Consider the following 13,890-nt stretch of genomic DNA (forward strand, 5'->3'; position numbering starts at 1 on the left):
CTTCAGTAACGGATTACTGGAGGGGACAGTGAATAAAATTAAAGCGGTAAAAAGACAGATGTACAATAGGGCAGGAATTAAACTACTGAGAGCGAAGATTATTTATTCACAATAGAAGAAGTACCACCAAATTTGACGAAGAACCTTTTTCAACTTTATAGTAGGAAAAACTTTCGTTCATTTCTGCACCGTTTCATTCTTTTTTATACTGTTTTGAAACAAATAAGTCGATTCTAAATACTTGGTTTACTGCTGGACCGTTTGCTCCTGTGTCGCTGTACTTTCATTTCCATAGCGGTCAATAGCCGTCACTGCGAAGTGCTTTTTTGCATTCCAAGGCAGGATAGGGGCATATACGTAACTCGTCTCTCGAATATTTTGTGCAACGATATTTTCTGGTCGGTTGATATCTACCGGATAATCATTAGAAGCATAAATAACATACATGGGCTTGTTGCGCTGATCGTTATCAGTAGCAGCCTGCCAGGTTAATTCCGTATATCCATTATCAATGTGAGTAACTTTCAGTACAGAAGGAGCAGTTGGCGCAACATTATCTAACCATGGCATCGGAGGCTGTAAAGCAGGGTATGCATAAAAATTCTCGGATAATTCATCATAAATCCCCTGCGTGTTCTCCATCAGGTATTTCACCCGGTAATGCCCTTCACCCGCCATTTTCTGCTTGCGGATAAAGTTCATCTGACGATCTATTTCGTCGCGTGTCCATTTACCTTCATCGGGATGGAGAAAATAAATGCCGAGTCCCGGAATCACCTGCCGTCCGTTGCTCTGTTCCTGCCAGTCGAGGGCGAAAGGGTAGAAATTGTTTCCCTGGAAATACATCATCGGATAAATTTGATCCATAATACCTTCTCCCATCCAACCTTGCGGGTCCTGATAAACGGTAAAGAAAGCATTCCATCCCCGGGAGGGGTAACGAGAAGTATCACGGTATTTACCTACCGGGCAGGTACTAACTTTCACCCAAGGTTTCATAGCTTTTACACCTTTATATATATAACGTACAATTTCGGAGATATTATCCCGGCGCCACTGATCCAGTGTGCGTCCTTTATTGTATCGTCGGAAATCATATTTATCAGGAAAAAGAGGAGCATTCTCCGGATAACGCAGATAGTCGAAATGCACTCCGTCCACATCATAACCGCTAACGACTTCCCGCACCAGTTTCATCAAATACTCCTTCGTTGCCGGATGTCCCGGATTGAGGAAATATTCGCGCTTGTAAGGAACGCATATTTCTTTCATCCGCTTGGTGACAGACTGACTGCCGAGCGAAGCAACATGCTTCTTATTCCCTAGTGGGATAGTTACCATCCAGGCATGACATTCCATCCCTCGCTTATGACATTCTTCAACGGCAAAAGCCAGTGGATCATATCCCGGATTTCCTCCTGGCTTTCCGGTCAGGATCGAATTGAAAGGTTCGATTGCCGAAGGATATAATACATCTCCACGAGTACGGGTTTGAAATAGGACAGTGTTGAAGTTGGCAGCCTTTAACTTATCAAGAATATCTATTAACTCTTCTTTCTGCTTGCGGATTGTTTGAGGGTTTGTCGCACGTGTGCGAGGCCAATCCAGTCCGTACACCGCTGTCACCCATGCGGCACGAACTTCGTGCTTGGGTTGCGCAACAATTGAGAGGAAAGGATACAAAAGTGAAAGAATGAAAATAGTATAGTGCATATTCTTTATTTTTTGTTTTAAATCCCTGCAAAGTTAGTAAAAGTGTCGGTATTGTTGGGCTGTTTCGTGAGATTATGTTACATTTGCCAAGTTAAAAAAACGACACGCTATGATTACATTTACTCTATGCCTGCTGGCGTTGATAGTAGGCTATTTTACGTATGGACGCCTGATGGAACGCGTCTTTGGTCCTGACGACCGTAAAACACCGGCTCTTACCAAGGCGGATGGAGTGGACTATATTCCATTGCCCACCTGGAAGATTTTCATGATTCAATTTCTCAATATTGCCGGATTAGGTCCTATTTTCGGAGCAATCATGGGAGCGAAATTTGGTAGCTCTTCATACTTGTGGATTGTGCTGGGAAGTATTTTTGCGGGGGCAGTGCATGATTATTTTGCCGGAATGCTTTCTTTGCGTAATGGAGGTGAAAGCCTGCCGGAAATTATAGGTCGTTATTTGGGACTGACTACCAAGCAGGTGATGAGAGGATTTACTGTCATTTTAATGATTCTGGTGGGGTCAGTTTTCGTTGCAGGTCCTGCCGGATTGTTGGCAAAACTCACTCCGGAAAGTTTGGATGCTACGTTTTGGATTATCGTTGTATTTGCATATTATATTCTGGCTACTTTGCTGCCTGTTGATAAAATAATAGGTAAAATCTACCCATTGTTTGCGGTTGCCTTGTTGTTTATGGCAGTAGGCATTTTGGTGATGCTCTATGTTAACCATCCGGCTTTGCCGGAGTTATGGGACGGATTGCAAAATACGAACCCGGAAGCGAGCGAACTTCCTATCTTCCCGATTATGTTTGTGAGTATTGCTTGTGGTGCCATTTCAGGTTTCCATGCTACGCAAAGCCCATTGATGGCCCGTTGTATGACTTCGGAACGGCATGGACGTCCGGTATTTTACGGTGCAATGATTACCGAGGGCATTGTTGCTCTTATTTGGGCTGCTGCCGCTACTTATTTTTTCCATGAAAACGGAATGGAAGAAAGCAATGCTTCTGTTATCGTTGATGCCATCACAAAAGAATGGTTAGGGGCAATCGGCGGAGTACTCGCTATTTTGGGGGTGATTGCCGCTCCGATAACTTCGGGTGATACGGCTTTCCGTTCGGCACGTCTGATTGTGGCAGACTTCCTGGGGATGGAACAAAAAAGTATGCGCCGTCGTTTGTACATTTGTATTCCGATGTTTGTTGTAGCTATTGGTTTGCTTTTGTATAGTTTGCGTGATGCAAACGGATTTAATATGATATGGCGTTATTTTGCCTGGGCAAATCAGACATTGGCTGTGTTTACCTTGTGGGCTATAACAGTTTTTCTGGCGGTATCCAAGAAACCTTATATCATTACTTTGGTACCGGCACTGTTTATGACATGTGTATGTTCTACTTATATATGTATTGCTCCTGAAGGATTAGGACTCTCGCATACAGTCTCCTATGGCGTTGGTATAGCGTGTGTAATGTTTGCGACTGTTTGGTTCTATATCTGGATAAATAAGCAAAAAACAAGAAAATTATCAGAATGAAGAAAATAAGAAAATCAACAGGAGTGGCGCTTGCATTCCTTATTTATGTATCTGTAACAGCGGCTTATTTGTTGCCTCGTAATACGGAAGTCAGCCTGACAGAGAAAATAATTACGGTGGCAGTTTCTTATGTCATCGTCCTCCTTCTTTGGCTGGTGCTTCGGAAAAAGGAACAAATGCGCGAACGCCGCAAAAAAGACGAACAATCTATTCACTTAAAAAAGTAAGTTTATGAAGAAATTAGCTTTGGCTCTTTGCTTATTGGCAGTCTCTTTTACTGCACAAGCGCAATTTGAGAAAGGAACTACGATTATTAATCCTTCATTGTCGGGGTTGGACTTTTCGTATAGTAAAAACGATAAAGCAAAGTTTGGAGTTGGTGCACAGGTCGGTACATTCTTTGCCGAGGGTATTGCCTTGATGGTAAATGCCGGAGCCGACTGGTCGAAACCGGTAGATGAGTATACACTGGGCACAGGAGTACGCTTTTACTTCAATAAAACCGGTATCTATCTGGGTGGTGGACTCGACTGGAACCGCTTCCGTTGGAGTGGTGGAAAACATCAGACAGACTGGGGACTGGGTATCGAAGCCGGATACGCTTACTTTCTTTCGCGTACGGTAACCATTGAACCTGCCGTTTATTATAAATGGCGTTTCAATGATGGAGATATGTCACGTTTCGGTGTGAAGATTGGATTCGGTTTCTACTTGTAAGAGAGATTGATTTTTTTCATATATTAAGCCCTTGCAGATATAGAACTTCTGCAAGGGCTTAATTACATAAATGTATTATTATAGTTTTGACGATTGCTTATCCTAGTTTTTCTTTCAGAAACTGCCCTGTATAGCTTGCTCCGCAGGCAGCAACTTCTTCCGGGGTACCCACTGCTACGATATTTCCGCCTTTATCTCCACCTTCCGGTCCGAGATCGATTACATAATCGGCACATTTGATGACGTCCATGTTATGCTCGATGATAACGATGCTGTGTCCCCGGCGAATCAATGCGTCGAAAGCATCCAGCAGTTTGCGGATATCATGAAAGTGTAATCCTGTAGTCGGTTCGTCAAAGATAAACATCGTTGGGTCAGCTTTCTCCTGACTTAAATAAAATGCGAGTTTGACACGTTGGTTTTCACCACCGGAAAGGGTAGAAGAAGCCTGTCCTAATTTGATATATCCCAGTCCTACATCCTGCAAAGGAAGCAACTTCTTCACAATTTTCTTCTGTCCATGTTCGTTGAAGAACTCAATCGCTTGGTTGACGGTCATCTCCAATACATCGTAGATACTTTTATCGTTGAATTTCACTTCCAGCGTGTCGGATTTGAAGCGTTTTCCATGACAAGATTCACACTCCAATACCAAGTCTGCCATAAATTGCATTTCTACAGTAATGGTTCCTTCTCCTTTACACTCTTCGCAACGTCCGCCTTCGCTATTGAAACTGAAGAATCCGGGGGTATATCCCATTTGCTTCGCCAAAGGTTGTTCGGACCATAGTTTACGGATTTCGTCGTAAGCCTTGATGTAAGTCACCGGATTTGAGCGCGATGATTTGCCAATCGGGTTCTGGTCTACAAATTCTACATTCCGCAGGTCACGCAAACTTCCTCCGATTGAAGAGAATTCTCCCGGTCGGTCGCTACATTCGTCTAATTCACGTTTCAATGCCCGGAAGAAAATATCTCTCACCAATGTACTCTTCCCGGAACCGGAAACACCCGTAACAACTGTCATTACATTGAGAGGGATACGTACGTTTACTCCTTTCAGATTATTCTCACGTGCGCCTTTCAATTCTATATAGTTATTCCATGGCCGGCGATGCTTCGGAACGGGTATTTCATCTTCTCCTAAAAGATAACGTACCGTATAACTGTTGCTTCCCTTCTTTAAATCCTTCATATCTCCCTGGTAGACAACTTCTCCACCTAGGCGTCCGGCATTGGGACCTATGTCGATAATGTAATCGGCTGCACGGATAATTTCTTCATCGTGCTCTACCACCACTACCGTATTTCCTAATTGTTGCAGTTGACGCAACACATGGAGCAGACGGTCTGTGTCACGGCTATGCAGTCCGATACTTGGTTCATCGAGAATATAAAGACTACCTACAAGGCTACTTCCCAGCGAGGTTGCCAGATTGATACGCTGGCTCTCTCCACCCGATAAGGAATTACTAAGCCGGTTCAAAGTCAGATAGCCCAAACCTACATCAATTAGAAAACGAATCCGGCTATTTATTTCAACCAGGATACGTCGGGATACGTTGTTGTCGTGTTCGTCCAGTTCCAAATGATCGAAGAATTCCTTCAGCTCTGTGATAGGCAAATCTACCAGTTCGGAAATGTTTTTTCCACCCACTCGTACATATCCGGCTTCCGGTTTCAGGCGGGTGCCGTGGCATTTCGGGCAAAGCGTCTTTCCCCGGTAACGCGCCAGCATCACCCGGTATTGTATCTTATATTGATTCTCTTCCAGCATCTTGAAAAAATCATTGATGCCGTGGAAATATTGGTTGCCCTCCCAAAGTAACCTGCGTTGCGCGTCTGTCAACTCATAATAAGGAGTGAAAATGGGGAAGTCGAATTTCTCCGCATTATGAATTAATTCTTCTTTCCATTCACCCATCTTTTCGCCACGCCAGCATACGATAGCTCCTTCATGCACCGATAATGAACGATCCGGAACGACTAAGTGCTCGTCGATGCCGATTACTTTGCCGAATCCTTCGCACGCCGGACAAGCGCCGATAGGCGAGTTGAATGAAAACATCTGGTCGTTCGGTTCTTCAAAGATGATGCCGTCCGCTTCGAATTTAGTGCTGAAAGTATGAAGTTTCGTAGTTCCATCCGATAGAAAAAAACGCAGCATACAGGTTCCGTCGCCTTCATACATGGCTGTTTCGGCAGAATCAGTCAGCCGGCTGATGGCGTCTTTGCTGTTGGCAACAGCCATACGGTCCACCAGTAGATATACTTCATCACCTGCCACAGGCGTATATTCATCAATACGCTTCATCTCACCGTTCACTTCGATACGGTTGAACCCTTGTTTCAGGTCTATCTCCAGTTGCTGTTGCAAGGTGCGGTCTTCACGCAGGCGGATGGGTGTCAGTACCGTATATCTTGTACCTTCCGGGTATGAGAGCATGCAGTTGACAATGTCTTCTGTAGAGTGCTTCTTTACTTCTTGTCCGCTGATGGGGCTATACGTTTTCCCTACCCGTGAATATAACAGGCGTAGATATTCGTAAATTTCAGTCGAGGTGCCCACAGTAGAACGGGGATTGCGGCTGTTCACTTTTTGTTCGATAGCAATGGCGGGAGGAATCCCTTTGATAAAGTCACATTCCGGTTTGCTCATTCGCCCCAGGAACTGGCGCGCATAGCTGCTTAAACTTTCCACGTAGCGGCGTTGTCCTTCTGCGTAGAGCGTATCAAAAGCAAGAGATGATTTTCCCGAACCCGATAATCCGGTGATGACAACAAGCTTGTTGCGGGGAATATCTACATCGATGTTTTTTAGGTTGTTGACGCGTGCGCCTTTGATCGAAATATAGTTGTTTTCTGACATAAAATACTCCTTTTTTATGGTAGTCGGCAAAGTTAGCGAATTTATCGGGAGTTTGTATTATCTTTGCGTCACATTATTACGATTTAAGAATATTATGAAGCTGAAAAACTATCTTTTACTTTTAGCTCTTCTTCTGGTGGTAGGAGTGAGGGCACAGGTGCCATCAGGCAATAAATATCCTAAACGTGAATTCCGTGGAGCGTGGATACAAGCTGTTAACGGTCAGTTTCGTGGCATTCCCACAGAGAGGCTGAAACAAATATTGATTAGTCAGTTGAACTCTCTTCAGGAAGCTGGTATTAACGCAATCATCTTTCAGGTACGCCCTGAAGCGGATGCATTATATGCTTCCCAGCATGAACCGTGGAGTCGTTTTCTGACAGGAACGCAAGGTCAGATGCCTTCTCCTATGTGGGATCCGATGCAGTTTATGATTGAAGAATGTCAGAAACGGAATATGGAGTTTCATGCCTGGATCAATCCTTACCGTGTGAAGACCTCATTAAAAAATAAGTTGGCGCCGGAGCATATTTATCACCAGCATCCGGAATGGTTTGTTACTTATGGCGATCAGCTATATTTCGATCCGGCACTTCCCGAAAGCCGGGAGCATATCTGTAAAATTGTGACCGATATTGTGTCTCGTTATGATGTAGATGCTATTCACATGGATGATTATTTCTATCCTTATCCGGTTAATGGATTGGATTTTCCGGATGATGCAAGTTTCGCCCGTTATGGTGGAGGTTTCACCAATAAGGCAGATTGGCGTCGTAGTAATGTGAATGTGTTGATAAAGAAGCTTCACGAAACGATTCGTGGCATCAAGCCTTGGGTGAAGTTTGGTATCAGTCCGTTCGGTATTTATCGTAATCAGAAGAGCGATCCATTGGGAAGCAACACCAATGGTTTGCAGAACTATGATGATCTTTATGCCGATGTACTCCTTTGGGCACGTGAAGGATGGATTGATTATAATATTCCGCAAATTTACTGGGAGATTGGCCACAAAGCTGCCGACTATGAGACACTGGTGAAATGGTGGGCTACTCATTCGGAAAACCGGCCGTTGTTCATTGGTCAGTCGGTGCCAAAGACAGTTCAGTTTGCCGATCCGCAGAATTCTTCTATCAATCAGCTTCCCCGCAAGATGGCTTTGCAACGTGCTTACCAAACAATCGGAGGTAGCTGTCAATGGTATGCAGCAGCTGTTGTTGAGAACCAGGGTAGATATCGCGATGCTTTAATCAGTGAATATCATAAATATCCTGCTTTGATTCCAGTCTTTGATTTTATGGATGATAAAGCTCCGGGCAAGGTACGTAAAATGAAAAAGGTATGGACGGAAGATGGCTATATCCTTTTTTGGACAGCTCCGAAAGCTGATACAGAGATGGATAAGGCAGTTCAATATGTAGTCTATCGTTTTGACAGTAAAGAAAAGGTGAATTTGGACGATCCTTCTCATATTGTAGCTATCACGCGCAATCCATTCTATAGACTTCCTTATGAAACAGGAAAAACAAAATGCCGTTATGTAGTGACAGCTTTAGATCGTTTACATAATGAATCGAAATCCGTAAGTAAGAAGTTAAAACTGTAAAGGTATAGAATAAACAACGATAAAACGGTGAACACTCTGCTGAATGATAACGCAGTTTATTCACCGTTTTTTTGTTTACTGTTTTTTTGTTTACTGTTCAGCCGCTCGTTATTAATAGAGCAGCAAACCTGCAATACCACAGGCGATAATCATTAATATCGGATTGGCTTTATATTTTCTTGTTCCGATGAATGCAATCAGAAAGATAATGATACTGATAACGAATGAATAAGTATCTTCCGTAGGCGAACCGAAGTTTTCTGCGTTCATTAATACCAACGCGGCGGAGGCGAGTAATCCGACTACTGCCGGGCGTAATCCATTAAAAATAGATTCTACTATCGGATGTTTCTGGTATTTTAGGAAGAATTTACTGATGGTCAACATCAAGATGAAAGAGGGAAGGACTACGGCAAAGGTAGCAATGATGGAACCCCATACGCTACCCGTAGAAGTAAACCCTACATAAGTAGCTGCGTTGATACCAATAGGTCCTGGAGTCATTTGGCTGATTGCGACAATATCCGTGAACTCCTGCGAACTCACCCATCCATAGCGGGTTACCACTTCGCCTTGAATCATGGAAAGCATGGCATAACCGCCACCGAAGCCAAAGAGCCCGATCTTGAAAAATGTATAGAATAACTGTAGGTAAATCATGTGATTAATAATTTATTATATAATAATTTTAGGCATGGATTACACGGATTTCCCGGCTTTTAGAATTATGAATCTGTAAAACAACAGCGTTAATCCGCGCCTTCTCAACTCTCCATTCTCAACTCTCAACTTTTCTAAATTTCCCCCACAGGAAACCTCCTACACCGGCCGCAATAATAATCCAGATAGGGGAGAAGCCCAACAGCCAGATTAATATTGCCGAGACAACAGGAATCCACAGATTGTAGCGGTTGATTTTTGCGGATCGTCCCATGGTAAAGGTCGGCGCCGCGATGAGTGCCACCACTGCCGGGCGAATTCCTTTAAAAATACGTTCCACTATCGGATTGTCTTTGAAACTATGAAAGAACAGGGCGATAGCCAATATAATAATGAAAGACGGCAAAATTGTTCCCAATGCTGTGATAATACTTCCCCGGATTCCACGCAGCTTATATCCTATAAAGATAGAAATATTGACTGCCAAAATTCCCGGTGCGGATTGGGAGATAGCCAGCAGATCGATAAAATCTTCCTGCGCAATCCATTTCCGTTTGGTGACAATTTCATTTTCAATCAGTGGCACCATTGCATATCCTCCTCCAATAGTAAAGGCGCCTATTTTAAAAAAGATTCCAAATGCTTCGAGATAAATGTTCATTCTTTCTTTTCTCCTCCTTCCTTACTAACTGCTTTTTTCTCTTTGCCATATTGACTGGGACTTACATTATAATGCTTCTTAAATACTTCGCGGAAGTACTTGGCGTCACTGAATCCCGTCATTTCTGCAATTTCTGTTATGCTATGTGTGTCTTCTTTTAGTAATTGTACGGCACGTTTCAGACGAATCAGCCGGATATAATCTCCCGGTGCCTGATCGGTTAATGCCCTTAATTTATTGTAAAAACTTGTGCGACTCATTCCCATCAGGCTGCATAATACATCTACCGTGAGAGCAGGATTGTCAATGTTATCTTCCACGTTCTTTTTGACGTTTGCTATGAATTTCCAGTCAATGTCTTGCGAACAGTTGATGCAGTCTTCATCATTTTCCTCATCATTCAGATCTAAATTTGCGAATTTGCTGCGCAATAGTGCACGGTTAGCCAGCAGATTGGCAACATTAGCTTTCAATATACCAATATTGAATGGCTTCACAACGTATTCATCCGCACCAATCTGAAGTCCCGAGAGAATATCTTTCTCATTATTCAAAGCAGTCAGCAGGATAACAGGAATGTGGGAGGTTTCGATATTATTCTTGATAGCTTGGCATAATTCATCCCCCCGCATTTCAGGCATCATAATGTCTGAAATAACCAGCTCTGGTTTGTACTCGGGAATAATCGTCAATGCTTCTTTTCCATTGGAGCAAACCTGTACGAAATACTCCTCGGATAACGTTTGCGACAGATAGTTGCGCAACTCATCATTATCTTCCACAATCAAGATGCGACGATGATTAATGTTCTCTTTCTTTTGTGCATTTTCGTAAATTTCAGGTGATGGAGGCGGAACGTTATCAATCGTATTTTCTATACGCTGTTTGCTCGGAGTTGCCAGATGTGCTTTCCGGAAGCGCTTGCTGTCTTTAGGGAATGTTATTTTGATAACCGATCCCTGGTTTTCGATGCTTGACAGATTAATCTTTCCTTTATGCAGGCGGACTAGCTTCCATACAAGCATCAGTCCGATACCACTTCCTGTTACTTTGGAATTAATAGCATTGCTGCCACGGAAATGAAGTTTGAACAATTTCTTTTGTTCATTGGCCGGGATGCCGATTCCTGTGTCTCTGACTTCCACGCTCCATGAGTCAGATGTTTCTGAAACGAAAACCTGTACATTTCCATTTTCCGGAGTATATTTCAGTGCGTTCGAAATGATGTTCTTAAAGATAGATTCCATCTTTTCTTTATCAAACCATACGTTCATATACCTGAAATTACTTTCATAAGTGAAGTTGATATGTTTGATGTTGGCGTACTGCTGGAACGCGTTGAATATTTCATTCATAAACGTGTTTAGCTCATGCTCTGAAATATATAATTCGGAAGAATATACGTCCGCTCTTTCAAAGTTGATAAGATTGGTGGTAAGACGTAATAGGGCATTTACGTTTCGTAATGCCGTATTCATGTTCGAAATACCTTCTTTACTCAACTCCTCTTTCTCGCGTAGTTCTTCCAAAGGTGCTTTGATAAGCGTCAATGGGGTACGGATATCATGTGCCGTATTGATAAAGAAGTGTATTTTCTCATCGGAGACTTTGCGTTGCTTCCTCAAAATCAGTATACGCAATAGGACGATGGCAATGAGACAAAGGATAGCTGTATAAACCAGCATGGCCCAGAATGTCAGCCAGAAAGGTTGGGCTATGATAATATCCATACTTCTTTCTTCAAGCATGATGCGTTTGTCTTCATTGGAGATGGCACGTACCCTTAGCGTATATTTGCCCGGGGCAAGATTGGTGTAACGAATCGTGTTCTCTGTTCCGGGTTTGCTCCATTTATCATAGAAACCTTCTAGCCTCCAAGAGTAAAGAATATTGGAAGGATAGTCATAGTTGATGGAAGAAACCTGCAAAGAGAATCTGTTTTGATTGTATTTTAACTTTAGTACCTTTGTATCATTGATGCTTGCTTTCAACGGAGAATCCTCATCACCCGGATAGATTGTTTGATAAAAAAGCTTGAAATCGCTGAAAATCATTTTAGAAGAATAACTTCTGGGCAATTTCATATCCTTGTCAAATTCCACTGCTCCGTCAGAACTGCCTAAAATGAATTTATTGTTTTTCCGTAACGTACCTGATAGCGTATTGAAATGGGTGGTCATCAATCCCATATCTTTGGTCCAGTTATAGAATTTTTTCTCATTGGGATAAAAACTTGTCAATCCGCTTTCTGTACTCATGATTATATCTTTGTCCGCATCCGATAATATGGTATAGATATTATTGGATATCAAAGCACAGTTTTCCGTGTGGTAATGAGTGAACAGTTTTTTATTAATATCGTAAATCAATAGTCCCGACCCGCTGGTACCTATATACAATGAACCGTTTTTTGCTTGGTACAGGGAATAGATATAGTTCGACTCTACCGGAAGTTTTATGCGCTCGAATTTTCCGGATTCTTTATCTAAAAGACATAGGCCGGTGGCACTACCGATCCACATACTTTTTTCATCTTTCTCAACGATGGCGGTAATGGAATTTAATCCATCATAAAACCGTACTTCCTGCGTCTTCAGATTAATACGCTTGAGGTTGTAGAATCCTCCCGACCAGATATAACCCTGCATATCTGTACGAATATCACGTATATATTTATCCGGTCGCTTGTTTGTATGAATGTACAAAGGCGGCATGAAATAGCTGACACTGAACGTTTTCTTATCTATCTGGTAAGCACCGGAAGAGTACCCGCCTGCCCAGATAATTCCGGGAGCCACTTCGCATATAGTAAGAAAGATATGGCTTTTATTACCTTGCGACTCTTCAAAAGCACTAAGCACCGATCGCCATTGTCCGGTCTTTGAATTAAAAAAACTGATGCCATTGTTCGTTGCAAACCATAAATCTCCCTCTCTGTCTTCAATAATGGCATTTACTTGATCGTTGATTAAAGACTGTTTGTTACCGATGGAGTGCTTAATCCATTTGTAGCTCGTATAACGGTTGTTTTGTATCGTGATTCCGATGGGATAATTAGCCAGCCATATCCGTTCTTCATCATCCACAAAAATGTCATTGATACTGTTACCGTTCATGCCACAATTACTGTTATAATCAGCCACAATTTCGGGTACTATTTGATAAGTATCCATATTTATTTTGTGTACTCCTCCGCCATCGGTAGCTATTAATAACTCTTTGTCATTTAGCGGCTTGAACCGTGTGATACTGATATCTTTCAGGTTATAATCCGGTCGTATGACGGATTTGGTATTCATATCATAAACCATAATTCCCCGCAAGAAAGTGCCGATGAATAGTTTCCGAATCTTTTTGTCGAAGTGTAAATCGCTTACTTGGGCTTTCACGCTCTCCAACTTATCGCAATTGATAAGTTTCAATGCGTTGTTTTCTAATTGGGCATAATGAATCCCCATTTCCGTACCGATGAAGAAATGCGATTCGTCTATTTGTTCAATATCAGTGATTTCTTCACTTATATCATTCTTTATATGGGTGACTTGTTTGGTGTCCGTATTATAGAGAAAGATAGTATCTTTATTGCATAGCCAGATGTGTTTGTTCTGGTCGAGCCAGGCATAAGTGACCGGGTCCGGCTGTTCGCTGAAACTTTCCATCGGTAATTTATATACAAGACTGAAGCAGTCGTGAATCTGGTCATACCGGAATACTTTTCCTTTTTTCCCGATTTCCCATAAGACTCCTTCCTGATCAATATAAAGCCAGTTTAGATTTAACAGAGAGTTCACTTCTGCGTCACCATCCATTAACTTATATCGTTTAAACTCTTTTCCATTGTATCGATCAATACCTTCGTGCGTGAGGAACCACATGTATCCGGTTTTATCTTTTTGAATGCAGTAAACCCGCCGGTTACTTAACCCATCCTCCACTCCGAGATATCGATACGTCTGCGCGACACAAATTAGAGGAAACAATAAGATTAGAAAAAGCCATTTTTTCATACAAATAGGACTTTTAAGGGTTATTGAATCTTTTATGAGGGGGAAAGTTTGACAAAATTAAGAAGATTTTTTGATATTACAAAATTTTGATGAAAGATAACAGCGCTCCAAAAATGAAGA

Annotated in this window: 9 protein-coding genes; 4 read left to right on the forward strand and 5 right to left on the reverse strand. The window is 42.3% G+C overall.

Going from position 1 to position 13,890, the window contains the following annotated elements; genetic code table 11:
* Window positions 1-246: 246 nt before the first annotated feature.
* The gene (locus KFO40_RS10505; RefSeq protein WP_211146335.1) at window positions 247-1,713 is read right to left on the reverse strand and encodes a glycoside hydrolase family 10 protein; all 1,467 of its coding nucleotides are present in this window, start codon (window positions 1,711-1,713) and stop codon (window positions 247-249) included.
* Window positions 1,714-1,822: 109 nt separating this feature from the next.
* Here KFO40_RS10505 and KFO40_RS10510 point away from each other — a divergent pair, with 109 nt between their 5' ends.
* Genes KFO40_RS10510 through KFO40_RS10520 form a run of 3 tightly spaced genes read left to right on the forward strand, consistent with a single transcriptional unit; the run spans window position 1,823 to window position 3,970 of the window.
* Complete coding sequence (locus KFO40_RS10510) at window positions 1,823-3,253, forward strand: carbon starvation protein A (RefSeq protein WP_211146336.1); 1,431 nt, start codon at window positions 1,823-1,825, stop codon at window positions 3,251-3,253.
* Window positions 3,250-3,480 (forward strand): hypothetical protein, encoded by a 231-nt coding sequence (locus tag KFO40_RS10515; RefSeq protein ID WP_004300962.1) that lies wholly within the window; start codon window positions 3,250-3,252, stop codon window positions 3,478-3,480. The genes KFO40_RS10510 and KFO40_RS10515 overlap by 4 nt, the downstream gene beginning before the upstream one ends.
* 4 nt (window positions 3,481-3,484) lie before the next feature.
* Complete coding sequence (locus tag KFO40_RS10520) at window positions 3,485-3,970, forward strand: outer membrane beta-barrel protein (protein ID WP_004300961.1); 486 nt, start codon at window positions 3,485-3,487, stop codon at window positions 3,968-3,970.
* Between the two features lie 97 nt (window positions 3,971-4,067).
* Here KFO40_RS10520 and uvrA read toward each other — a convergent pair whose 3' ends face one another.
* Complete coding sequence (uvrA, locus tag KFO40_RS10525) at window positions 4,068-6,839, reverse strand: excinuclease ABC subunit UvrA (RefSeq protein WP_211146337.1); 2,772 nt, start codon at window positions 6,837-6,839, stop codon at window positions 4,068-4,070.
* Between the two features lie 16 nt (window positions 6,840-6,855).
* Between uvrA and KFO40_RS10530 the strand changes: the two genes are divergently transcribed.
* The gene (locus KFO40_RS10530) at window positions 6,856-8,442 is read left to right on the forward strand and encodes a glycoside hydrolase family 10 protein (protein ID WP_171035994.1); all 1,587 of its coding nucleotides are present in this window, start codon (window positions 6,856-6,858) and stop codon (window positions 8,440-8,442) included.
* Between the two features lie 111 nt (window positions 8,443-8,553).
* Here KFO40_RS10530 and KFO40_RS10535 read toward each other — a convergent pair whose 3' ends face one another.
* The 3 genes from KFO40_RS10535 to KFO40_RS10545 form a co-directional block, all read right to left on the reverse strand.
* Entirely contained in the window at window positions 8,554-9,102 is a 549-nt protein-coding gene (locus KFO40_RS10535) for a chromate transporter (protein ID WP_004300958.1), read from the reverse strand.
* Window positions 9,103-9,220: 118 nt separating this feature from the next.
* On the reverse strand, window positions 9,221-9,763 hold the full coding sequence (locus KFO40_RS10540; protein ID WP_004300957.1) for a chromate transporter: 543 nt from the start codon (window positions 9,761-9,763) through the stop codon (window positions 9,221-9,223).
* Entirely contained in the window at window positions 9,760-13,770 is a 4,011-nt protein-coding gene (locus tag KFO40_RS10545; RefSeq protein WP_211146338.1) for a two-component regulator propeller domain-containing protein, read from the reverse strand. Before KFO40_RS10545 ends, KFO40_RS10540 begins: the two co-directional genes overlap by 4 nt.
* Window positions 13,771-13,890: the final 120 nt, after the last annotated feature.

It is taken from the genome of Bacteroides sp. 1001302B_160321_D4 (assembly GCF_015667765.1).
In the GTDB taxonomy this organism is placed as follows: Bacteria; Bacteroidota; Bacteroidia; order Bacteroidales; family Bacteroidaceae; genus Bacteroides; species Bacteroides xylanisolvens.

Bases quoted from the DNA above. Each gene is read 5' to 3' on its own strand.
- KFO40_RS10505 (WP_211146335.1), bottom strand. From the start codon at position 1,713: ATGCACTATACTATTTTCATTCTTTCACTTTTGTATCCTTTCCTCTCA.
- KFO40_RS10510 (WP_211146336.1), top strand. From the start codon at position 1,823: ATGATTACATTTACTCTATGCCTGCTGGCGTTGATAGTAGGCTATTTT.
- KFO40_RS10515 (WP_004300962.1), top strand. From the start codon at position 3,250: ATGAAGAAAATAAGAAAATCAACAGGAGTGGCGCTTGCATTCCTTATT.
- KFO40_RS10520 (WP_004300961.1), top strand. From the start codon at position 3,485: ATGAAGAAATTAGCTTTGGCTCTTTGCTTATTGGCAGTCTCTTTTACT.
- uvrA (WP_211146337.1), bottom strand. From the start codon at position 6,839: ATGTCAGAAAACAACTATATTTCGATCAAAGGCGCACGCGTCAACAAC.
- KFO40_RS10530 (WP_171035994.1), top strand. From the start codon at position 6,856: ATGGTAGTCGGCAAAGTTAGCGAATTTATCGGGAGTTTGTATTATCTT.
- KFO40_RS10535 (WP_004300958.1), bottom strand. From the start codon at position 9,102: ATGATTTACCTACAGTTATTCTATACATTTTTCAAGATCGGGCTCTTT.
- KFO40_RS10540 (WP_004300957.1), bottom strand. From the start codon at position 9,763: ATGAACATTTATCTCGAAGCATTTGGAATCTTTTTTAAAATAGGCGCC.
- KFO40_RS10545 (WP_211146338.1), bottom strand. From the start codon at position 13,770: ATGAAAAAATGGCTTTTTCTAATCTTATTGTTTCCTCTAATTTGTGTC.